Raw genomic sequence first — 21,732 nt, 5'->3', positions numbered from 1 at the left:
ATGTCGCATGTTTCCGAGCACTCATCCGCAGCCGGTTGCAGTGTCGACAGGCAAGACTCACGGGGCGGGCATCGTAAGATGTGCCGCCCCATCTTGTATCCCCTCCCCAGCAAGGCGCCAACCCGATGAGCCAGTCCGCTCCGCAGACCGTCGATCTTCTTATCGAGGCCCGCTGGGTCGTGCCGGTCGTACCGCATGACACTGTGCTGGAACAGCACGCGGTGGCGGTCGACGGCGATCGCATCGTCGGCATCCTGCCGATTGCCGAAGCACGCGTCGCCTATGCGCCGCGCGCGCGGGTCGAGCTGGGCGAGCACGTGCTGATCCCCGGCCTGATCAACACCCATACGCACAACCCGATGAGCCTGCTGCGCGGGCTGGCCGACGATCTGCCGCTGATGGTGTGGTTGCAGCAGCACATCTGGCCGGTCGAGGCAAAGGTGATCGGCCCGGAATTCGTGCGCGATGGCGTGGAGCTGTCGGTGGCGGAGATGATCCGCGGCGGCACCACCTGCGCCAACGAAAACTATTTCTTTCCGGATGCGATCGGCGCCACTTACCACAAGCTCGGCTTCCGCGCGGTGGTCGGCCTGCCGGTGATCCAGTTTCCCACCGCCTGGGCACGCACGCAGGACGAATATTTCGAGCGCGCCGGCGAAGTGCACGACAGCTTCCGCCACGACCCGCTGGTGCGCACGGCCTTTGCGCCGCATGCGCCGTATACGGTGTCGGACGAATCGTTCGAGCGCATTCGCGTGCTCGCCGATCAGCTGGATATCCCGGTGCATCTGCATCTGCACGAGACGGCGCATGAAGTGGAAGAAGAGCGCCAGAAAAGCGGCCTGCGCCCGTTCCAGCGGCTGCAGAAACTGGGCCTGATCAACGATCGCCTGATCGCCGTGCACATGACCCAGCTCACCGAAGGCGAAATCGCCGCCTGCGCCGAAGCCGGCGTGTCGGTGGTGCATTGCCCGGAATCCAATCTCAAGCTCGCCTCGGGCTTCTGCCCGGCGGAACAGCTGCGCAAGGCAGGCGTGAATGTCGCTGTCGGCACCGACGGCTGCGCTTCCAACAACGATCTGGACATGTTCGGCGAAATGCGCACCGCCGCCTTGCTGGCCAAGGCCGTGGCCAGCGATGCTGCCGCCTTCGATGCCGGCTATGCGCTGCGTACCGCCACCATCAACGCGGCCAGGGCGCTGGGCCTGGAAGCAAGCATCGGCTCGATCGAGGCCGGCAAGCAGGCCGATCTGGCCGCGGTGCGTCTCAGCGACCTGGAAACCCAGCCGCTGTACCACGTGATATCGCAGCTGGTCTACGCCACCGGGCGCCACCAGGTCAGCGACGTGTGGATTGCCGGCAAGCGCAAGCTGGCGGCGCGCGAACTGGTGGATCTGGATATGCCGGGCATCCTGGCGCGCACGCATGCCTGGCGCGAGCGCATCGCTGCGCTGGATGCGGTGTAAGGAGCTGCCATGAATCGCTATCTCGTGATGATGTTCCGGCGGCCGCAGTTTGATCCTGCGGTAGTGCCGCAGCATCAGCAGTTCCTCGAGACATTGCGTGCGCAGGGCCGCAACGAGATGTCCGGACCGTTCGGCGACAAATCCGGCGGGGCCTATCTGCTGCGTGCCGCATCGATGGACGAGGCGCTGCAGATCGCGCATACCGATCCGGCGCATACCAGCGGCGGCTGGGATATCACGCTTTACGAATGGAACGCGCATTAAATTGAATCAGCATGCCGGAGCTTTCACCATGACCCAGGCCGCACCCAACGTCAGTCACGACGAAATCGCCCGCTTCGACAAACTGGCTGCGCGCTGGTGGGATCCGGATGGCGAATCGCGTCCGCTGCACGATCTCAATCCGGTGCGCGCGGAGTATGTCGCCAGGCGGGTGGCGCTGCGCGGCGCGAAGGTGGCCGATGTCGGCTGCGGCGGTGGCCTGCTGAGTGAAGCGCTGGCACGCGCCGGCGCCGATGTCGTCGGTATCGACATGGGCCTGAAGGTGATCGAGATCGCGCGGCTGCATCTGCACGAATCCAATCTCAAGGTTGATTACCGCAAGCAATCCTCCGCCGAGCTGGCTGAAAGTGAGCCGGCGAGTTTCGATGCGGTGTGCTGCATGGAACTGATCGAGCATGTGCCCGATCCCGCGGCGCTGGTGAAGGATCTTGCCGCCATGCTCAAGCCTGGCGCGCACCTGTTCATGTCCACGCTCAACCGTACGCCGGCCGCGTTCGGTGCCGCGATTCTAGGCGCCGAATACCTGATGCGCATGTTGCCGCGCGGCACCCATCATTACGCGCAGTTCCTCAAGCCGGCCGAGCTGGCGCGTCTGCTGCGCCATGAAGGTCTGGAACTGGAAGATGTCAGCGGTCTTGGCTACAACCCGCTCAATCGCAAGGCGTGGATCAGCCGCGTCACTGCCGTCAACTATCTGCTCTGCGCACGCAAATCCGCATGAAATCACTACCGAAGGCGCCGCAGGGCGTGTTGTTCGATCTGGACGGAACCTTGCTGGACAGTGCGCCCGACCTGCATGCCGCGCTGGCCGAATACTGTGCCGAAGTCGATGCGCCGGTGCCGCCCTATGCCATGGTGCGGGAAGTGGTATCGCGCGGTTCGCGCGCCATCCTGCGCTGCGCGTTCGAGGAAACCGACGAGCAGTTGCTTGAACGCATGCCGCGTTATCTCGAGCTCTATCACTCGATGATGTGCCGGCATACGCATCCGTTCGAAGGTATCGACGCGTTGCTGGATTCGCTGGAAGCCAACGGCGTGGCCTGGGGCATCGTCACCAACAAGCCCGGCTATCTCACCGACGATCTGGTGCGCCAGATCGGCTGGGGCGAGCGCGTGTGCGCGGTGGTGTCCGGCGATACGCTGCCGGTACGCAAGCCGGACCCGGCGCCCGTGCTGCTGGCCTGCGAACGCGCCGGCCTGGATCCCGCACGCTGCCTGTTCGTGGGCGACGATCGCCGCGATGTGCAGGCCGGCAATGCCGCCGGTCTTTATTCGGTGGCCGTGCACTGGGGCTATCTCGACGGCGGCAATCCGCAGGACTGGGGCGCCGATGCCTTGGTGGAACATCCGCGCGAGCTGGCCGAGCTGCTGCAACTGAAGGTGCCGGTGTGAGCGTTGACGTGGCCCAGCTTGGCGCCCTGCGCAGCTATATCGACAAGTGGCTGTCGGTGCAGCCGCTGCAGCGTACGGCGCTGGTTTTTGTCGATCCGGCCAAGTATCCGGGTCACGTTGCACTGGCGGCGCTGGAGCAGGAACTGCTGTCGGCGGCCTATGGCATCCGCGAGCCGCATGTAGCGGCCGGCAAGCTCAACTGGTGGGCGGAAGAACTCGGCGGCGCCGCCGCCAGCGGCGGCCGTCATCCGTTGACGCGCGTGCTGTTCGACGACGAGCGCGCGCATGCCATGTCGCCCGAACTCTGGTTGGCGCCGGTGCTGGCGGCGATGGCGCAGCTGGAAGAGGGCACCGCCGTGGATTTCGGCGCCCAGCTCAAGGCCGCCTCTGCGCTGCATGGCGCCCTGGCCGCGCTGGAAACGGCCTGGTGGTATGGCGCATCGGTGCCATCGGCACGGGCTGCGCAGGTCGCCACGCTCAGCCATTTGCTGTATGCGCTGCGCCGTTTGCAGGACGATGCCGACCGCGATCGCCTGCCCTTGCCGATGGCGCGGCTGGCACGCTTCAACCTGAGCCGTGGCAACCTGCGCGAACGCAGCGAGGCGCGCGATCGGGCGATCAAGGCGCAATTGGACGATCTGGGCACGGCCTGGACCGAAGCCGGTCGCCTGGAAGGGCCGCTCAGTGTGTTCCGGGCACTGGAATCGGGGCAGGGCGAGCGACTGGCGCGCCAAGCTGCGCGCGCCAGCGAACCGCTGGCCTTGCTGCAGCAGGGCAGCCCCGACCGTGGCTTCCTGCTAACGCTGCGCGCGTGGCAGGCGGCGCGGCGATGGCAGCAGCGGGTGGCCGGCTAAACGTACGGTTTCCGGGTTCGGCTCTGTTGCGTCGCGCCAGGCTGCCCCAAGATAAGAAACTCTTGCGGCGCTTGGCGACAGGATTCCCCCATGCACACCCATGAAAATACCGTCCGCCTGATGCCCGACGTAGCCACCCAGGCACAGCCGCATCTGGCCGGTGCATTGGATTGGGTGGGCATGGATGGCATCGAGGTGCCGGTGCGTTTCGACGCCGGCGACGGCGAGGTGCAGCGTGCCAGTGCGCAGGTCGGCGCCTTTGTGAACCTCACGCGCCCGGATCGCCGCGGCATCCACATGTCGCGCCTGTATCTGCTGGTGGATCAATACCTGAGTTCTCAGACGGTGGATGCAGCCATGCTTGAAGCACTGCTGCGCGCGTTCCTGGAATCGCATCAGGAACTCTCCGATCGCGCGCGTATCAGCATACGCTTCGACCAGTTGGTGCGCCGCGCTGCACTGCGCAGCGACAACAGCGGCTGGCGTGCTTATCCGGTGTCGCTCGAAGCGAACTTATGTGCTGAAGGCTTCTGCCTGGAGCTGGGCACGGAAGTGGTCTACTCGTCGACCTGTCCGGCATCCGCCGCATTGTCGCGCCAATTGATCCAGGAACAATTCGCCAGGGATTTCGACACGGGCGTACCGCTGGATCATGCCGCCGTGCTGGCCTGGCTGGGCAGCGACAAAGGCATCGTTGCCACGCCGCACGCGCAGCGCAGCGTGGCGCGGCTGCTGGTGCGTTTTGTCGAAGGGGCGCCGCTGAATCTGATCGGCCTGCTGGACCGCGTCGAGCAGGCGCTGGGCACGCCGGTGCAGACCGCAGTCAAGCGCGAAGACGAACAGGCGTTTGCGCTCGCCAACGGCGGCAACCTGATGTTTTGCGAAGATGCCGCGCGCCGCATTCAGCGTGCACTTGATTCGGACGCGCGCATTGCCGATTTTCATGTGCGCCTGGAACACCAGGAAAGCCTCCACCCGCACGATGCCGTGGCCTATGCCAGCAAAGGCGTAGCGGGCGGCTACGGCGAGCGCAGCTGAAGCAGCCGCTGGTGCGGTTGCTATTATCCGCGGCTGACCGACAAGGAGTTTCTATGAAGATTCGCCATGGCTTGCTGCTGAGCGCGGCACTATTGCTGGCCGGCTGCAGTTGGATGCCGCACTTCGGCCATAAGGACAAGGCGCCGCAACAGCTGACGCTGATGAAATCGCTGACCGGCGAGGTGGACTACACCCTGACGCATGAGCTTCCGGCAGATGCGTACCTGGATGTCACCCTGGCCGATGTCAGCAAGCAGGATGCGCCGGCGCGGATCATCGCTACCGATCACATTGCGCCGATCGGCGCCTCGCCGGTGACCTTCGTCTTGAGCTACGAGCCGTCTGCGCTGGGCAGCGGCGTGGACTTTGCCGTATCCGCGACCATCAAGCAGGGCGATCGCATCCTGGCCCGCAACGATACCCAGGTGAGCGTGCTGGGGCGCTCAGGCAACGAGGGGCCGGTGCGGGTGGTGATTGCGGAGATTCACTGAGGCGGTTACGGCGATCCGTACACGGGTCCTGCCGTCATTCGTGTTTTTGCAGGAATGACGGCGAGCTTGTGGCTTATCGATCGAACACCAGCCGTTCGCCGCGGACCGCATCGCCCACGCGCGAACCATCCCATACGCGCAGGCCGTTGACGAAGGTCGCCGCAATCGAGCTGCTGAAGGTAACGCCCTCGAACGGCGACCAGCCGCACTTGGACAGCACTTCCTCGCGCCGCATGGTATGCGGCTTGCGCGGATCCACCAGGGTCAGGTCGGCCGCATAGCCTTCGCGCAGAAAACCGCGCTCATACACATTGAACAGCGTGGCCGGTGCGTGGCAGACCGCTTCCACCACGCGTTCCAGCGTCAGCTTGCCTTTGGTCACCCGCTGCAGCGCCGCTTGCAGGGCGCGCTGCACCAGCGGCAGGCCGGAGGGCGCCTTGTCGTAAAGCTGGCCTTTTTCTTCCAGCAGATGCGGCGCATGATCGGTTGCCAGCACGTCGATACGGCTTTCGGCCACGGCCTTGGTGATGGCTTGGCGATCCGCCGTGGTCTTGATCGCCGGATCGCACTTGATCAGGACGCCCAGGCGCTCGTAATCCTCGTCGCTGAAGTGCAGGAAATGCACGCAGGTCTCGGCGGTAATCTTCTTGCCCTGGAGCGACCCCGGCTGGAACAGCGCCAGCTCGTCGGCGGTGGAGATGTGCAGCACGTGCAGGCGCGTGCCGTGCTTCTACGCCAGCGCGATTCGCATTGATACGGCCATGCTTGACCCGCACATCGGCGTGGAAGCGGCGCCCTTCGTTGATCAATTCGGCGTTCTTGATCAGCCAGTTGTCGGACATGGGGCGCCAGTGGTTACACAGACAGGCGCCGGGAGCGGTGCGTGGCCCTGGGCCGGATCAATGTTCGCCGTCCCGAACACGACAGCACGGCAGATGAAAGTGGTCGGGAACCGGATCGTTGCCACCGGCGCACAGCGGCTGGCAGCGTAATATGCGCCAGCCGGCCAGCAGGCTGCCCCGCCAGGGACCGAAGCGGGACACCGCGACCCGTGCATAATCGGAGCAACTGGGGTAAAAGCGACAACGCTGTCCTAACAGAGGGCTGACGTAGCGCTTATAGAGTTTGAGCAGAAAAAGGATTAATCGACTCACGGCATTCACATTGCCGAAACGCCTGCGGCACTTAATACCGCAAGTATTCCAGAAGGACGGTTGCCGGTGCGAGGGTATTGGGCTATAACACCCGGCCGCCACGGCCAAAATGGTGAAGGTAAATGGCGAAAACCACGCGTAGTTCCACCGCCGCCAAGAAAGCTCCAAAAGGCACGGCGGCGGGCAAGGCCAATGAAGCCAAGGCCGGCAAGGCCAAGGTGGTAGCGGGCAAGGTTGCCAAGAGCGCTGCGCCGGTCAAGAAGGCGGCCGCGAAGAAGGCCCCGGTCAAGGCCGCCGCCAAGCAGGCGCCGCCGGCCAAGAAGGCCGTGGCCAAGAGCGCGCCCAAGCCAGTCGCCAAGCCGCAGCCTGCCAAGGCCGCGCCGGTGAAGAAGGCTGCCGCCAAGCCGGAACCCAAGCACGCCCCGGCCAAAGCTGCGCCCGCACCTGCACCTGCCAAGAAAGCCGTGGAACCGAAAGCCGTTGCCAAGCCGGCCGCCAAGCCCGCTCACGCGCCGACGAAATCGGCAGCAGAAGCGAAGCCGTCAGCGGCAGTCACAAAAAATGCAACACAGCCAGCCGTATCATCACAGCCTGCTCGTCCCGCTGTTGCGGGCAAGGTGGCTAGCGCCGTAGGACCGACGGCGCAGCGGGTTGCCAACGCAACCGCCAATCATTCGACTACCAAGAAACAGAAGACCGCGCAGTCCTCAATGAATAACACCGCAACAACTCTCGATAATGGCGTCACCCGTGAAGACGGGCGTTACGCGCTGCCTCTCACCACCCAGATCGATCTGCCGCCTGGCTATCGTCCGGCCTCCGGCGAGGAGTACATGAATCCTCGTCACCTCGCCTACTTCCGCAACAAGCTGCGCGAATGGCGCGAGCAGTTGGTGGAAGAGTCGCGCCAGACCATGGAAAACCTGCGTGACGAAGTGCGTGACGTGGGCGACGAAGCCGAGCGCGCCACCCGCGAGACGGAAAACTCGCTGGAGCTGCGCACGCGCGACCGCTATCGCAAGCTGATTTCCAAGATCGACAAGGCCCTGCGCCGGATCGAGGAAGGTCGTTACGGCTACTGCGAGGAAACCGACGAGGAAATCGGCCTGGAGCGCCTCGACGCGCGCCCGATCGCTACCTTGTCGCTCGATGCGCAGGAACGCCGCGAGCATCTGCAGAAGCAGATGGGCGACTAAGCTTGCCGCGGCTCTTATGCGCAATGACAAAAGCCCCGCCAGCGAGCGGGGCTTTTTGTTGTGTGCAAACCGCGAAGAAAACTCGAATGACCGGTTAAGCCGGCTTTTCCAGTTCCGCCGCCGCATACGCCCTCAGCTTCACCAGCATCGCCGCCAGGCCGTTCGAGCGCGTGGGCGACAGATGCTTGGCCAGGCCGATCTGCTGGATATAGGCGGGCTCGGTGGCAACGATCTCCGCCGCCGGGCGATCCGAGTAGACCCGCAACACCAGCGCAATCAGGCCGGAGACGATGGCCGAATCGCTGGCCGCGTCGAAATGCATCTGCGATGCATCCCCGCTGGGCACCAGCCAGACCATCGACTGGCAACCGTGAACGCGGTGCTCCTCAGTCTTCCATGCTTCGGGAAAGGGCGGCAGCTGTTTGCCGAGGTCGATCAGGTATTGGTAGCGCTCGGTCCAATCGCTGAAGAAGGCAAATTCATCGGCGATCTCCTGCTGGGCCTGGGCAGCGCTGGCACTGGCAATCGTATTCATGCGGTCAATTATCGCGCGATTCGCTGGCTCGCGGCCGAATCAGTGCTTTACCACGCTCCAGCGCGTGCCCTGGGCGCCGTCCTCGATCACCACACCCATCGCGGTCAGCTCGTTGCGAATGGCGTCGGCGCGGGCGAAATCCCGGGCAGCGCGGGCGGCGCGGCGTTCTTCCAGCAGCGCCTCTACGCGTTCGGCGTCCACGCTGGTGCTGCCGGTTTGCTTGAACCAGGCCTCTGGGTCGTCCTGCAGCAGGCCCAGCAGGGCGCCTGCGCCAAGCAGAGCCGCCTTGTTGGCGGCCGAGGGCGTCTGCCGCGCCGCATCGGCCAGCAGGGACAATTCGGCCAGCGCCTCGGGTGTGTTCAGGTCGTCGCTGAGCGCGGCCTCGACGCTTTCAGGCAGCGGCAATGCCCGGCCTGCATCCAGTTCGATATGGCTGAGTTCGCGCAATACGCGGTACCAGCCGTCGAGCGTGCTGATCGATTGCGCGATGGCCGTATCCGACCAGTCCAGCGGCTGGCGGTAATGGCCGCGCAGCAGCAGCAGGCGCAAGGCCTCCGGCGGATGCCGGGTGAGCAGCTGGTGCACATGCAGCACATTGCCCAGCGATTTGGACATCTTGCGGCCGTCGAAGGTGAGCATGCCGTTGTGCAGCCACCAGCGCGCAAACACCTTGCCGCCATGGGCGCAGGTGGATTGGGCGATTTCGTTCTCGTGATGGGGAAACTGCAGGTCCACGCCGCCGGCATGGATGTCGATGGTTTCACCCAGATGCGCCGCGCTCATCGCCGAGCATTCGATATGCCAGCCGGGGCGGCCGCGTCCCCAGGGGCTGTCCCAGCCCGGCAGCTCCGGCGTGGAGGGCTTCCACAGCACGAAGTCGGTGGGGTTCTTCTTGTATGGTGCGACCTCGACCCGGGCGCCGGCGATCAGCTCGTCGGTATCGCGGCCGGACAGCGCGCCGTAGGCGGGGTAGGAGCCCACATCGAACAGCACGTGGCCGTCGGCGGCATAGGCATGGCCGCCGGCGATCAGGGTTTCGATCATGGCGATGATCTGGCCGATATGCGCGGTGGCGAACGGCTCGATATCCGGCGGGGCGATGCCGAGCGTGGCCATGTCCTGGCGATAGGCCTCGGTGAAGCGGTCGGTGATCGCGCCGATCGGCACGCCCTGCTCGAGCGCGGCGGCGTTGATCTTGTCGTCCACGTCGGTAATGTTGCGGGCGTAGACCACCTGCGGGTAATGCCGGCGCAGCAGCCGCACCAGCACGTCGAACACCACCGGGCCACGCGCATTGCCGATATGCACGTAGCTGTAGACCGTCGGCCCGCACAAATACACCGTCACCCGGTTCGGATCGAGCGGCGCGAAGGGCTCGATGCGGCGGCTGAGGCTGTTATAGAGCGAGATCGGCATGGGCTGGAGTCCGCGGTCCGGTGAGTGCTGGCGAAGGGGTCCGGCATCTTAGCAAGGTCTTGCTCGGCGGGACCGCCGCAGGCGCGGTCCCGGATGCGTCAAAACGTTACATTTCTCAACACAAATCAAGGCACTAAGTTGCGCTGTTTCTAAGCGTGGATTCAGCGTGAATTTGCTGCAATTTCGGTATGCGCGACCCGCGCTTCCATCCCGCCTTTGCGGAGGTCATCCATGAATAACAAGATGCTGTTGCTGTCTCTGCTGGTGTTGGCCAGTGTTTCCACCGGCGTAGCGGCACAGACCAGCTACAGCGATTATCCCCCGCCGCCTCCGCCGGGCAGCGCGCCGCAGCAGGCACCGCCGCCGGGTCCGGGCGCCGGTCCCGACAATGCGCACTACGCCTGGGCCGATGTGCTGCGCGTCGATCCGGTCTACGGCGTCACGCGTACGGCCACGCCCACGCAGCAGTGCTACGACCAGCAGGTGGTGCAGCAGACGCCGAGCAACAAGGGCATTGGCACCGTGCTGGGTGCGGTGGTCGGCGGCGTGCTCGGCAGCACCATCGGCCATGGCCGCGGCAACACGGCCGCCACCGTCGGTGGCGCGGTGGTGGGCGGTGCGGTTGGTAACTCGGTGGCCAGCGGCGGCCAGACCTACAGCTCCACCCAGACCGTCTGCCAGCCCGGCACCCAGGTTGCCGAGCAGCGCCAGATCATCGGCTACGACGTCGAGTACCGCTATCACGGCGACGTCTATATGTCGCGCCTGAGCTACGACCCCGGCGAGCGCCTGCGCGTGCGCGTCAACGTATCGCCCGCCGACTGATCCCGGCGTCCGGCCCTACCAAAGCGACCGCTGCCTCCGGGCACGGTCGCTTTTGTTTTGCCTGGCCCCAAAGCCGGCCATTTCCATGGGTTCGCGCGGCCTGTGCGCTTGTGCCGTTTTTTCTGTTGCATGGCAGCGAAAATGCGGTCATGATTGAGGTTCAACCACCCGGAAGCCCCATGTCCTCAGCCGTCTATACCGCTACCGTGCTTACCAGCGCCCGCATGGCCGCTGGCATGACCTCGCGTGCGCGTCGACCGCTGGACCGACATTCGGCCGGGTAGGCTGTCGCCACGTTGCATGTGTAATACGACGACAAAACCCGGCCTTTGCGCCGGGTTTTTTGCTTTTTCGGACTGGAGTCAACGATGTCGCTTCGTCATTTCCTAACCACCCAGGATTACAGCCGCGCCGAGATCGACGCGTTGCTTGAGCAGGCTGCGGCCTTCAAGCGCTCGCCGCACGGCCAGCAGCTTGCCGGCAAGTCGGTGGCGTTGCTGTTCTTCAACCCGTCGATGCGCACGCGCACCAGTTTCGAGCTGGGCGCATTCCATCTCGGCGGCCATGCCATCGTGCTGTCGCCCGGCAAGGATGCGTGGCCGATCGAATTTCGCCCCAACGTGGTGATGGACGGCGAAGCGGAAGAGCACATCGCCGAAGTGGCGCGCGTGCTCAGCCGCTACGTGGACCTGATCGCGGTGCGTGCGTTTCCGAAATTCCAGGACTGGTCGGTCGATCGCGAAGACGCGGTGATCAAGGCGTTCGCGCAATACGCCACGGTGCCGGTGATCAATATGGAAACCATCACCCATCCCTGCCAGGAACTGGCGCACGCGCTGGCCCTGAAAGAGCGTTTCGGCGATCTCACCGGCCGCAAGTACGTGCTTACCTGGACCTACCACCCCAAGCCGCTGAATACCGCGGTGGCCAATTCCGCCTTGCTGATCGCCACCAAGATGGGCATGGACGTGACCTTGCTGTGCCCCACGCCCGACTACGTGCTGGACGAGCGCTACATGGCGTTCGGCGAGCAGAATGCGAAGCAGAACGGCGGCTCGCTCAAGGTCAGCCACAACATCGAGGAAGCCTATCGCGGCGCCGACGTGGTCTATGCCAAGAGCTGGGGTGCGCTGCCGTTCTTCGGCCGCTGGGAGCAGGAAAAGCCGATCCGCGACGCACACAAGCACTTCATCGTCGACGAGGCCAAGATGGCCCTGACCAACCACGGCGTCTTCAGCCATTGCCTGCCGCTGCGCCGGAACATCAAGGCCACCGATGCGGTGATGGATTCGCCGGCCTGCATCGCCATCGACGAAGCGGAAAACCGCCTGCATGTGCAGAAGGCGGTGATGGCTTCGCTGATCGCGCAGCGCTGAGTCACGGCAGCGCCCATGTACCTGCCCAAGTCCTTCCAGGAAACCCGCGCCGAGGTGCTGCACGCACTGATACGCGACTATCCGTTTGCCACGGTGGTGATGCACGGTGCCGATGGACTGGTTGCCAATCACCTGCCGTTCGAGCTGGCCGGCACGGCCTTGCTGCAAGGGCATGTGGCGCGCGGCAATGAACTGGCCAAGGCCGATGGCATGCAGGTGCTGGCGATGTTCCAGGCTGCCAACGGCTACGTCAGTCCCAACTGGTATCCGAGCAAGCATGAAACCGGGCGCGAAGTACCGACCTGGAACTACGCGGTGGTGCATGTGCATGGTCGCCTGCGGGTGATCGAGGACAAGACCTGGCTGCGCGGTCTGCTGGAAAAACTCACCGATCGCCACGAAGCCACGCAAGCGGCGCCCTGGCATGTCGGCGATGCACCGGAAGATCACCTTGAAAAGATGCTCAAGCTTATCGTCGGCGTGGAAATCGCCATCGAGCGCATCGAAGGCAAGTTCAAGCTCAGCCAGAACCATCCCGATGCCAACCGCGCCGGGGTGATCGAGGGGCTGGGCGAGCGTGCCGGCGTGCGCGACGCCGAGCTGATCGAACTGATGCAACAGGCCGAGGAGCGCCGCGATGGCTGACAAGCAGCACCAGTATGCGGTCGAAGTGGTATGGACCGGCAATCACGGCACCGGCACCAAGACCTATCAAGGCTACGGCCGTGAACACGAGGTGCGGATCGCCGGCAAACCGGTGATCGCCTCCTCCTCGGATGCCGCCTACCGTGGCGACGGCAGCAAGCACAATCCGGAAGACATGCTGGTGGCGGCGCTATCCAGCTGCCACATGCTCTGGTACCTGCATCTTGCCGCCACCGCCGGCGTGGTGGTCACGCAGTACGTCGACGCGGCGGTGGGCACGCTGCTCGATCGCGGCGAGGACGGTCGCTTTACCGAAGTGGTGCTGCGTCCGCAGGTGACGATCAGCGCCAGCAGCGATGCCGTCCGCGCCACGGCCGTGCACGACGAAGCCCATCACGCCTGCTTTATAGCCAATTCCGTCAATTTCCCGGTGCGCTGCGAACCGCGCATTGTCATCGAAACCCCGTAAAACCTTCTCTTTTGGATCTCGCATCATGAGCAAAGACATCGTTCTCGCCTTTTCCGGTGGCCTCGACACCAGCTTCTGCATTCCCTACCTGCAAGAACGCGGCTGGGCCGTGCACACCGTGTTTGCCGATACCGGCGGCGTGGACGATGAGGAGCGCGCCTATATCGAAGCGCGCGCCAAGGAATTGAAGGCAGCCAGTCACGTCACCGTCGATGGCGGCCCGGCGATCTGGAACGGCTTCGTCAAGCCGTTCGTGTGGGCGGGCGAGGGCTATCAGTCGCAGTATCCGCTGCTGGTGTCCGACCGCTACCTGATCGTGGATGCCGCGCTCAAGCGCTGCGCCGAACTGGGTACGCGAGCCATCGCGCACGGCTGCACCGGCATGGGCAACGACCAGGTACGTTTCGACCTGGCGGTGAAGGCGCAGGGCGACTATGAAATCGTGGCGCCGATCCGCGAGATCCAGAAAGAGCACACCGAAGTACGCGCCTACGAGCAGAAATACCTGGAGCAGCTCGGCTTCGGCGTGCGCGCCAAGCAGAAGGCCTACACCATCAATGAAAACCTGCTCGGCGTGACCATGTCCGGCGGCGAGATCGATCGCTGGCTGACGCCGGGCGAGGGTGCCGTGGGTTGGTGCAAGCCGCGTGCCGAATGGCCGTCCAAAGCACTGCAGCTGAAGATCGGCTTCGTCAACGGCGAAGCGGTGACACTGGATGGCGAAAAGATCGCCGGCCACAAGATGCTGGCCAAGCTCAACACGTTGCTGGCGCAGTACGGCGTCGGCCGCGGCATCTACACCGGCGACACCACTATCGGCCTCAAGGGCCGCATCATTTTCGAAGCGCCGGGCCTCACCGCGCTGCTGGCCGCGCATCGCGCGCTGGAAGAAACGGTGCTGACCAAGCAGCAGAACCGCTTCAAGCCGGACGTGGCGCGCAAGTGGGTGGAGCTGGTGTACGAAGGCTTCTACCACGATCCGCTGAAAACCGACCTGGAAGCCTTCCTCGCCTCCAGCCAGGCCACCGTCAGCGGCGAAGTCACGCTGGAAACCAGCGGTGGCGTGGTCACCGCCGTGGCGGTCGAATCCAAGCACATCCTCAACGCCAAGGGCGCGACCTATGCGCAGGCGGCAGACTGGGGCGTGGCCGAGGCGGAAGGCTTTATCAAGCTGTTCGGCATGAGCAGCACCCTGTGGGCCGAGGTCAACCGATGAGTGCCCAGCTCGGCCACAGCCAGCTGCTGGACGCCACGCTTGCTCACTTGCGTGCGCTGGTGTCGTTCGATACGCGCAATCCGCCGCGCGAGATCGGCACCGGCGGCATCTTCGATTACCTGCGCGAGCATCTGCCGGGTTTCGAGGTGACGGTGACCGATCACGGCGCCGGTGCGGTGACGCTGTATGCCGTGCGCGGCAAGCCGAAGTACCTGTTCAACGTGCACCTGGACACGGTGCCCGATTCGCCGCACTGGACTCGGGACCCGCATGCGCTCACGGTCACCGAGGATCGCGCAGTCGGCCTCGGCGCCTGCGATATCAAGGGCGCCGCTGCCGCATTGCTGACGGTTGCCAACCGCACGTCGGGCGACATGGCGCTGCTGTTGTCCACCGACGAAGAAGCCAACGATCCGCGCTGCATCGCTGCGTTCCTCAAGCTGGGGCATGCCTACGATGCGGTGATCGTGGCCGAGCCGACCCGCGGCGAAGCGGTGCTGGCGCATCGCGGCATTCATTCAGTGCAGATGCGCTTCACCGGCCAGGCCGGGCACGCGTCCGGTGAACTGCGGCCCAGCGACAGTGCCTTGCACCAGGCGATCCGTTGGGGCAGCGCTGCACTGGATTACGTCGAGCGCCAGTCGCATGAGCGTTTCGGCGGTCTGACCGGCCTGCGTTTCAACATCGGCCGGGTCGAAGGCGGCATCAAGGCCAATATGATCGCGCCGACGGCGGATGTGCGCTTTGGCTTTCGCCCGCTGCCGAGCATGGATCCGGACCAGTTGCTGGAAACCTTCCGTACCCTGGTCGAACCGCAGCCGGAAAGCTACGAGGAATTGTTCCGCGGCGTGTCGTTGCCTGCGGGCGATACCGCCACCGCCGAAACCCGTCGCCTGGCCGCGCGCGATATCGCCGACGAGCTGGGCATTCCGGTCGGCAATGCCGTGAACTTCTGGACCGAGGCCGCGCTGTTTTCCGCCGGGGGCTACATCTCCTTCGTGTATGGCCCTGGCGATATCGCCCAGGCGCATACCGCTGACGAATGGGTTGCCCTGGATCAACTGCAGGCCTACGCCGAGACCATCTACGAGATCGTGAACCGTGGAATCGCATAAGAACACCCGCCAGACCATTGTGCGCCTGCTCTCCGCGATGGGCAGCGCCAAGGAAATCCAGCAATACCTCAAGCGTTTTTCGCAGCTGGATGCGAAGCGCTTCGCCGTGGTGAAAGTCGGCGGCGCCGTGCTGCGCGACGAGCTGGCCGATCTCACTTCCTCGCTGACCTTCCTGCAGCAAGTGGGCCTGACGCCGATCGTGCTGCATGGTGCCGGCCCGCAGCTGGATGAAGAGCTGCAGGCCGCCGGCATCACCAAGCAGACGGTGAACGGCCTGCGCGTGACCTCGCCCAAGGCGCTGGGCATCGTGCGCCGCGTGTTCCAGCAGCAGAACCTGCGACTGGTGGAAGCGCTGCAGGCGATGAACACCCGCGCCACCTCCGTGCCCTCCGGCGTGTTCATGTCCAGCTTCCTGGACAAGGACGTCTACGACATGGTCGGCAAGGTCGACAGCATCAATCTCGCGCCGATCGAGGCCAGCCTGCGCGCCGGTTCCATTCCGGTGATCGCCAGCCTGGGCGAAACCGACGAAGGCCAGTTCCTCAATATCAACGCTGATTTTGCAGCGAACGAACTGGTGCGCGTGCTGGAGCCGTACAAGATTATCTTCCTCACTGGCACCGGCGGTCTGCTCGACGATCAGGGGCGCATCATCGACTCGATCAACCTGAGTACCGAGTTCGACCATTTGATGGCGCAGCCGTGGATCAACGGCGGCATGCGCGTGAAGATCGAGCAGATTGCCGACCTGCTGCAAAGCTTGCCGCTGACCTCGTCGGTGTCGATTACGCGCCCGTCCGAGCTGGCCAAGGAACTGTTCACGCACAAGGGTTCCGGCACGCTGGTCCGCCGCGGCGAAAAAGTGTTCCGCTTCGGAAGCTGGGACGGCGTGGACCGGCAGCGCATGCGCGAGCTGATCGAATCCAGCTTCGGCCGCACGCTGGTCGAGGATTATTTCGAGCGCACCACGCCCTATCGCATCTACGTCAGCGAGAACTATCGCGCCGCGATGATCCTCACCCAGGAAGATGGCCTGATCTACCTGGACAAGTTCGCCGTGCTCGACGACGCCCAGGGCGAAGGCCTGGGCCGGGCCGTGTGGCTGGTGATGCGCGAGGAAAATCCGCGCCTGTTCTGGCGTTCGCGCCATGGCAACCAGATCAATCACTTTTATTACGCCGAGTCGGATGGCTGCTACAAGCAGGAGCGCTGGAAAGTGTTCTGGTACGGCCTGGACGACTTCGACACCATCGCACGCTGCGTCGCCCATTGCGCCGTGCGTCAACCGACCCTGGTGGATTGAACGATCATGGCTGCTTCCCCTAAACGTATCGGCATTGTCGGCGCACGCGGGCACACCGGGGCGGAACTGATCCGGCTGGTGGCGGCGCATCCGTCGCTGGAACTGGCCTACGTGTCTTCGCGCGAACTGGACGGCCAGCGCGTGGATGCGCATGTATCCGACTACCAGGGCGATCTGCGCTACAGCTCGCCGGCACATGAAGACCTGCCGGCGCTGGATGCCGATGTCGTGGTGCTGGCGCTGCCCAACGGCAAGGCTGCCGTATGTGTGCAGGCTTTCGATGCGGCGGGCAGGGATCCGGTGATCGTGGACCTTTCCGCCGACTATCGCTTCGACAACAACTGGTACTACGGCCTGCCGGAACTCACGCGCAACAAGTGGCGCGGCGAGAAGCGCATCAGCAATCCCGGCTGCTACGCCACCGCGATGCAGCTGTCCATCGCGCCGCTGAAAGAAATGCTGGCCGCGCCGCCGGTGTGCTTCGGTGTCTCCGGCTACTCCGGTGCCGGTACCACGCCGTCGGACAAGAACAATCCCGACAAGCTGCGTGACAACCTGATGCCGTATGCGCTTACCGGCCATATGCATGAGAAGGAAGCGAGCCGCCATCTGGGCGTGCCGGTGGAATTCATGCCGCATGTGGCGCCGCATTTCCGCGGGCTGACCGTTACCACCAACCTCTACCTGTCGCGGCCGCACCAGCGCAACGACGTGCTTGCGCTGTTCCAGCAAGCCTATGCCAAGGATCCGCTGGTGCGCGTGCAGGACGAAGCGCCATGGGTGAGCCAGATCGCCGGCAAACACCATGCCGAAATCGGCGGCTTCGCCATGTCGGCCGACGGCAAGCGCGTGGTGATCGTGGCCACCCTGGACAATCTGCTCAAGGGCGCAGCGACGCAGGCGATGCAGAACATCAACCAGGCGATCGGCGTGGATGAGTACACGGCAATTCCGCTTTGACTTAGATCAACTGTGTTTGCAATATCCGACAATGCATGTCCTGGCGCTGTCGGTGTTTTCGTTCTTCGAACTGTTTGTCTTGCCGAGACGTCATTCCCGCGAAAGCGGGAATCCAGGTTGACGTTCGCCTCGGCGCGGCAACGGACTTCCGCTTTCGCGGGAGTGCCGGCAGTGCAGATCGAGTCGTACTGAATCATAGAGACCCCAAGCCATGACCGACCTCCTTTGGCAAAAAGCCGGCGTCGCCACCAACGCGAAGATCATGAAGTTCCTCGCCGGCGACGACGTCCTGCTGGACCGCGAGTTCTTCCTGCACGACATCACCGCCAGCAAGGCGCACGTCGAAGGCCTGGCCAAGATCGGCGTGATCAGCGCGCAGGAAATGCAGGATCTGAAGCGTGAGCTCGATGCCCTGGCCGCAGATTTTCGCGCCGGCAGCTTCGTGCTGGACGAACGCTATGAAGACGGCCACTCCGCCATCGAAGCGCGCCTCACCGAGCGCCTGGGCGACGCCGGCCGCCGCGTACATACCGGCCGCAGCCGCAACGACCAGATCCTGGTCGCTACGCGCTTGTGGCTGAAGGAAAAGCTGGCCGAGCTGGAAAGCCACTGCCGCACGATCGCCGCGGTATGCCTGCAGCGCGCTGCCGAACCGGCGCTGCCGTTGCCCGGCTACACCCATCTGCAGCGCGCGGTGGTGTCGTCCACCGCCATGTGGTTCGCCGGCTTTGCCGAGGGCTTTGTCGACAACGCCTGGCGTGCGCGCCAGACCGCCGCCTGGGTCGATGCCAATCCGCTCGGCACCGCCGCCGGCTACGGCGTGAACCTGCCGCTGGATCGTGCGCACACCACCCAGGCGCTGGGTTTCTCGCGCATGCAGATCTCGCCGATCTATGCACAGCTGTCGCGCGGCAAGTTCGAAATGGCGGTGATGGAAAGCATCGGCAGCGCCATGCTCGATGCGCGCCGCCTGGCCTGGGATCTGTCGCTGTTCACCACCGCGGAATTCAATTTCGTGGCGCTGCCGTCGGAATACACCACCGGCAGCTCGATCATGCCGAACAAGCGCAATCCGGATGTGGTGGAATTGCTGCGTGCCTCTTACGCCACCGTGGCCGCTGCCCGCTGCGAAATCGAGCAGTTGCTGTCGCTGCCGTCGGGCTACCAGCGCGATCTGCAGTTCTCCAAGGGCTCGCTGTTCCACGGTGTCACGCATGGCCTGGCCGCGCTGGAATTGCTGCCGGATCTGCTGGCGCGCATGCAGTGGAACGAGGCGGCGATGCGTGCGGCGATCGAGCCGGCGATGTATGCCACCGACGTGGCGATCGAGCAGGCCGCCGCCGGCGTGCCGTTCCGCGATGCCTATCGCGCCGCGGCGGAAGCGGCCGCCGCAGCCGGGCAGGGACGCACGCCGGAAGCCAGCCTGGCGGCGCGCACCTCGCCGGGCGCGGGCAACGGCCTGCAGCTGGATGTCTTGCAGCAACGCCTCGCGCAACTCAGCGCCTGAGCGATGAACACCGCCGCGCGCCAGCTTCCCGAACGCGCATTGCCAAGCTGGCGGCGCGCGGTGTTGAAAGTAGGCAGCAATCTGCTGGCGGCCGATGGCGGCGGGCTGAGCACGCACTATGCGCAGCACCTGGCGGCGTTCGTGCATGCCAGCCATGCGGTGGGCCGCGAAGTGGTGCTGGTTTCTTCCGGCGCGGTGGCGGCCGGCCGTGCGCTGATGCGCGAGCACGCCGCACTCGGCGCCGGCCTGGCCGCGCGGCAGGCGCTGGCGGCCCTGGGGCAGGCGCCGATGATTGCGCTATGGCAAAGCCTGTCGCAGCGTCCGGTGGCGCAGGTGCTGCTCACGCACGACGACCTGCGCAACCGCCGCCGCTACCTCAACGCACGCGCCACCCTGCGCGAATTGCTCGCCTTCGGCGTGTTGCCGGTGGTGAATGAAAACGACACCGTCGCGGTGGACGAACTCAAGCTGGGCGACAACGACAATCTGGCCGCGATCGTCGCGGCACTGGTCGATGCGGACCTGCTGCTGATCGCCTCCGACGTCGATGCCTTGTACAGCGCCGATCCGCGCCGCGATGCCCTGGCCGAGCCGATCGGCCACGTGCCGCAGCTCACCCCGGAGGTGATCGCCATGGCCGGCGGCAGCGGCAGCGCGGTCGGTACCGGTGGCATGCGTACCAAGCTGGAAGCGGCGGCCAAGGCGGCCGGCGCCGGCATTCCCACGGCGCTGTTCAGTGGCCGCGAGCCGGCCACGGTCGAAGTGCTGGTGCAGGGCCGCTTGCGCGGCACCTTGTTCGACGTGGCCGGCAATCGCCTGCAGGCGCGCAAATACTGGCTGCGTCATGCACCGGCCGGCAGCGGGCGGATCAGCGTGGATGCGGGGGCGGTCCGCGCCCTGCTCGGCGGACGCGCTTCGCTGTTGCCGGGCGGTATGCTGGCCGTGGCCGGCGAATTCCAGCGAGGCGATCTGGTGGAAATCGTCGATGCCGGCGATCGCCCGGTCGCTCGCGGCCTGTGCCAGTACGGCGCGGCCGAAGCGCGGCGGCTGGCCGGCCATCACAGCCGGGACATCGAAAACGTGCTCGGTTACAGCTATGGCGCCGAGATCGTGCATCGCGACGATCTGGCTACCGTGAAGAATCCTGAGGCAGCGGCGGAAGGAAGCGACGCATGAGCGAAGTTCGCACACTGGCATTGGCTTGCCGCGATGCGGCACAGGTGATGTTTACGCTCGACACCGACAGCAAGCGCAAGCTGCTGCACGACATGGCGGCCGCGCTGGAAGCGGCAAGCGAAACCATTCTTGCCGCCAATGCACGCGACCTGCAGCAGGCCAGCGCCAAAGGCGTGCAGGGCGCCATGCTGGATCGCCTGCGCCTGGACCAGGCGCGGGTGGCCGCCATCGCCAACGCCGTGCGCGAGATTGCCGCGCTGCCGGATCCGGTCGGCCTGGTGACCCGCCGCGAGACGCGCCCCAATGGTTTGCAGTTGGAACGCGTGCGTATCCCGCTGGGCGTGATCGCGATGATTTACGAAGCGCGCCCGAACGTCACCGCCGATGCCGCAGCGCTATGCCTGATGGCCGGCAATGCCGTCATCCTGCGTGGCGGCTCGGAGGCGGTGCATTCGAATATTGCCATTGCGCAGGTGCTGCGCGAGGTATTGGAGCGCCACGACCTGCCCGCCGCGGCGCTGACCATGATCGAAGATCTGCGACGCGAAACCATGGTCGAATTGCTGCAGCTCAGCGACATCGTCGACCTGGCCATTCCGCGCGGCGGCGAAGGCCTGATCCGTTTCGTGGCCGAGCATGCGCGCGTGCCGGTGATCAAGCACTACAAAGGCGTATGCCATCTGTTTGTCGACGCCTCTGCCGATGAAGCCCTTGCACTGAACCTGCTGGTGGACGGCAAGACCTCGCGCCCCGGCGTCTGCAACGCGCTGGAGACCTTGCTGGTCCATCGCGATATCGCGGCCTCGTTCTTGCCAAAGGCGGCGCAGGTGCTCGAAGAGCGCGGCGTGGAAGTGCGCGGCTGCGAACGTTCGCGCGCGCTGGTGCCGGGCATGCGCGCGGCGGTCGATGAAGACTACGCTGCGGAGTTTCTCGATCTGATAATCGCTGTGCGCGTGGTCGACGACCTGGGCGCGGCGATCGGGCATATCCAGCGCTTCGGTTCCGACCACACGGAAGTGATCGCCACCCGCGAGGAGGTGTCGGCGCGGCGCTTTATCCAGGCGATCCGTTCCGCCGTGGTGATGATCAATGCTTCTTCGCGTTTTTCCGACGGCGGCGAGCTGGGGCTGGGCGCGGAGATCGGCATTTCCACCACCCGCCTGCATGCCTACGGGCCGATGGGCGCCGAGGCGCTGACCGTGGAGCGCTTCGTGGTGCGTGGCGAAGGGCAGGTCCGGCACGCCGCCAGCCGCCTCGACCCGGCCTGAGCGGCGGCCCCGCTCAAGCCCGCCGCGGCTCCCGCCGATAGCTGTCAT

22 protein-coding genes and 1 pseudogene are annotated in these 21,732 nt (G+C 65.0%); 19 read left to right on the top strand and 4 right to left on the bottom strand.

Annotated elements, in window-relative coordinates:
• Positions 1-125: 125 nt before the first annotated feature.
• From IGX34_RS06320 to IGX34_RS06290, 7 genes are all read left to right on the top strand, one after another.
• Positions 126-1,466, top strand: coding sequence for a TRZ/ATZ family hydrolase (locus IGX34_RS06320; RefSeq protein WP_192554841.1), 1,341 nt, complete (start codon positions 126-128; stop codon positions 1,464-1,466).
• A 9-nt stretch (positions 1,467-1,475) separates the two neighbouring features.
• Positions 1,476-1,730: a YciI family protein gene (locus IGX34_RS06315; protein WP_192554840.1), complete on the top strand. Its 255-nt coding sequence runs from the start codon at positions 1,476-1,478 to the stop codon at positions 1,728-1,730.
• A 28-nt stretch (positions 1,731-1,758) separates the two neighbouring features.
• The gene (ubiG, locus tag IGX34_RS06310; RefSeq protein WP_192554839.1) at positions 1,759-2,469 is read left to right on the top strand and encodes a bifunctional 2-polyprenyl-6-hydroxyphenol methylase/3-demethylubiquinol 3-O-methyltransferase UbiG; all 711 of its coding nucleotides are present in this window, start codon (positions 1,759-1,761) and stop codon (positions 2,467-2,469) included.
• Positions 2,466-3,140 (top strand): phosphoglycolate phosphatase, encoded by a 675-nt coding sequence (gph, locus tag IGX34_RS06305; RefSeq protein ID WP_192554838.1) that lies wholly within the window; start codon positions 2,466-2,468, stop codon positions 3,138-3,140. The genes ubiG and gph overlap by 4 nt, the downstream gene beginning before the upstream one ends.
• The gene (locus tag IGX34_RS06300) at positions 3,137-3,994 is read left to right on the top strand and encodes a squalene/phytoene synthase family protein (protein WP_192554837.1); all 858 of its coding nucleotides are present in this window, start codon (positions 3,137-3,139) and stop codon (positions 3,992-3,994) included. Before gph ends, IGX34_RS06300 begins: the two co-directional genes overlap by 4 nt.
• A 90-nt stretch (positions 3,995-4,084) precedes the next feature.
• Positions 4,085-5,032: a GTP cyclohydrolase FolE2 gene (gene folE2, locus IGX34_RS06295; protein WP_192554836.1), complete on the top strand. Its 948-nt coding sequence runs from the start codon at positions 4,085-4,087 to the stop codon at positions 5,030-5,032.
• A gap of 53 nt (positions 5,033-5,085) precedes the next feature.
• A complete protein-coding gene (locus IGX34_RS06290; protein ID WP_192554835.1) occupies positions 5,086-5,523 on the top strand; it encodes a YbaY family lipoprotein in 438 nt (145 codons plus the stop codon).
• A gap of 73 nt (positions 5,524-5,596) precedes the next feature.
• On the opposite strand, the pseudogene IGX34_RS06285 reads toward IGX34_RS06290, so the two are convergent.
• Together IGX34_RS06285 and yidD are read right to left on the bottom strand one after the other, a co-directional pair.
• A pseudogene (locus IGX34_RS06285) lies at positions 5,597-6,253 on the bottom strand (amidohydrolase family protein); the annotation flags it as partial.
• Between the two features lie 169 nt (positions 6,254-6,422).
• Entirely contained in the window at positions 6,423-6,677 is a 255-nt protein-coding gene (yidD, locus tag IGX34_RS06280; protein ID WP_192554834.1) for a membrane protein insertion efficiency factor YidD, read from the bottom strand.
• A gap of 122 nt (positions 6,678-6,799) precedes the next feature.
• Here yidD and dksA point away from each other — a divergent pair, with 122 nt between their 5' ends.
• Positions 6,800-7,873 carry an RNA polymerase-binding protein DksA gene (dksA, locus tag IGX34_RS06275; protein WP_192554833.1) on the top strand — a complete coding sequence of 358 codons (1,074 nt, stop codon included), beginning with the start codon at positions 6,800-6,802 and terminating at the stop codon, positions 7,871-7,873.
• A 94-nt stretch (positions 7,874-7,967) separates the two neighbouring features.
• Here the strand turns inward: dksA and IGX34_RS06270 are convergent, their stop codons facing one another.
• Positions 7,968-8,408, bottom strand: a complete 441-nt coding sequence (locus tag IGX34_RS06270) for a SufE family protein (RefSeq protein ID WP_192554832.1) — start codon at positions 8,406-8,408, stop codon at positions 7,968-7,970.
• Positions 8,409-8,447: 39 nt separating this feature from the next.
• Positions 8,448-9,824, bottom strand: coding sequence for a cysteine--tRNA ligase (cysS, locus tag IGX34_RS06265; protein ID WP_192554831.1), 1,377 nt, complete (start codon positions 9,822-9,824; stop codon positions 8,448-8,450).
• A gap of 231 nt (positions 9,825-10,055) precedes the next feature.
• Between cysS and IGX34_RS22320 the strand changes: the two genes are divergently transcribed.
• From IGX34_RS22320 to IGX34_RS06210, 11 genes are all read left to right on the top strand, one after another.
• The gene (locus IGX34_RS22320; RefSeq protein WP_274380815.1) at positions 10,056-10,649 is read left to right on the top strand and encodes a glycine zipper 2TM domain-containing protein; all 594 of its coding nucleotides are present in this window, start codon (positions 10,056-10,058) and stop codon (positions 10,647-10,649) included.
• A gap of 368 nt (positions 10,650-11,017) precedes the next feature.
• Positions 11,018-12,025: an N-acetylornithine carbamoyltransferase gene (locus IGX34_RS06255; RefSeq protein ID WP_192554830.1), complete on the top strand. Its 1,008-nt coding sequence runs from the start codon at positions 11,018-11,020 to the stop codon at positions 12,023-12,025.
• Between the two features lie 15 nt (positions 12,026-12,040).
• Positions 12,041-12,670 carry an FMN-binding negative transcriptional regulator gene (locus IGX34_RS06250; RefSeq protein WP_192554829.1) on the top strand — a complete coding sequence of 210 codons (630 nt, stop codon included), beginning with the start codon at positions 12,041-12,043 and terminating at the stop codon, positions 12,668-12,670.
• Positions 12,663-13,139 carry an OsmC family protein gene (locus tag IGX34_RS06245; RefSeq protein WP_192554828.1) on the top strand — a complete coding sequence of 159 codons (477 nt, stop codon included), beginning with the start codon at positions 12,663-12,665 and terminating at the stop codon, positions 13,137-13,139. Before IGX34_RS06250 ends, IGX34_RS06245 begins: the two co-directional genes overlap by 8 nt.
• Before the next feature lie 22 nt (positions 13,140-13,161).
• Complete coding sequence (locus tag IGX34_RS06240) at positions 13,162-14,355, top strand: argininosuccinate synthase (RefSeq protein WP_338015426.1); 1,194 nt, start codon at positions 13,162-13,164, stop codon at positions 14,353-14,355.
• Entirely contained in the window at positions 14,352-15,470 is a 1,119-nt protein-coding gene (locus IGX34_RS06235) for an acetylornithine deacetylase (protein WP_192554826.1), read from the top strand. Before IGX34_RS06240 ends, IGX34_RS06235 begins: the two co-directional genes overlap by 4 nt.
• A gap of 37 nt (positions 15,471-15,507) precedes the next feature.
• Positions 15,508-16,773 (top strand): acetylglutamate kinase, encoded by a 1,266-nt coding sequence (locus tag IGX34_RS06230; protein WP_238482154.1) that lies wholly within the window; start codon positions 15,508-15,510, stop codon positions 16,771-16,773.
• 6 nt (positions 16,774-16,779) lie between these two features.
• The gene (gene argC, locus IGX34_RS06225) at positions 16,780-17,733 is read left to right on the top strand and encodes an N-acetyl-gamma-glutamyl-phosphate reductase (RefSeq protein ID WP_192554824.1); all 954 of its coding nucleotides are present in this window, start codon (positions 16,780-16,782) and stop codon (positions 17,731-17,733) included.
• Between the two features lie 211 nt (positions 17,734-17,944).
• Complete coding sequence (gene argH, locus IGX34_RS06220; protein ID WP_192554823.1) at positions 17,945-19,240, top strand: argininosuccinate lyase; 1,296 nt, start codon at positions 17,945-17,947, stop codon at positions 19,238-19,240.
• A 3-nt stretch (positions 19,241-19,243) separates the two neighbouring features.
• Entirely contained in the window at positions 19,244-20,416 is a 1,173-nt protein-coding gene (gene proB, locus IGX34_RS06215; RefSeq protein ID WP_192554822.1) for a glutamate 5-kinase, read from the top strand.
• Complete coding sequence (locus IGX34_RS06210) at positions 20,413-21,684, top strand: glutamate-5-semialdehyde dehydrogenase (RefSeq protein WP_192554821.1); 1,272 nt, start codon at positions 20,413-20,415, stop codon at positions 21,682-21,684. Before proB ends, IGX34_RS06210 begins: the two co-directional genes overlap by 4 nt.
• Positions 21,685-21,732: the final 48 nt, after the last annotated feature.

It is taken from the genome of Dyella acidiphila, assembly GCF_014863405.1.
Classification (GTDB): domain Bacteria; phylum Pseudomonadota; class Gammaproteobacteria; order Xanthomonadales; family Rhodanobacteraceae; genus Dyella_B; species Dyella_B acidiphila.
This window is presented reverse-complemented; position numbering and strand designations above follow the sequence as displayed.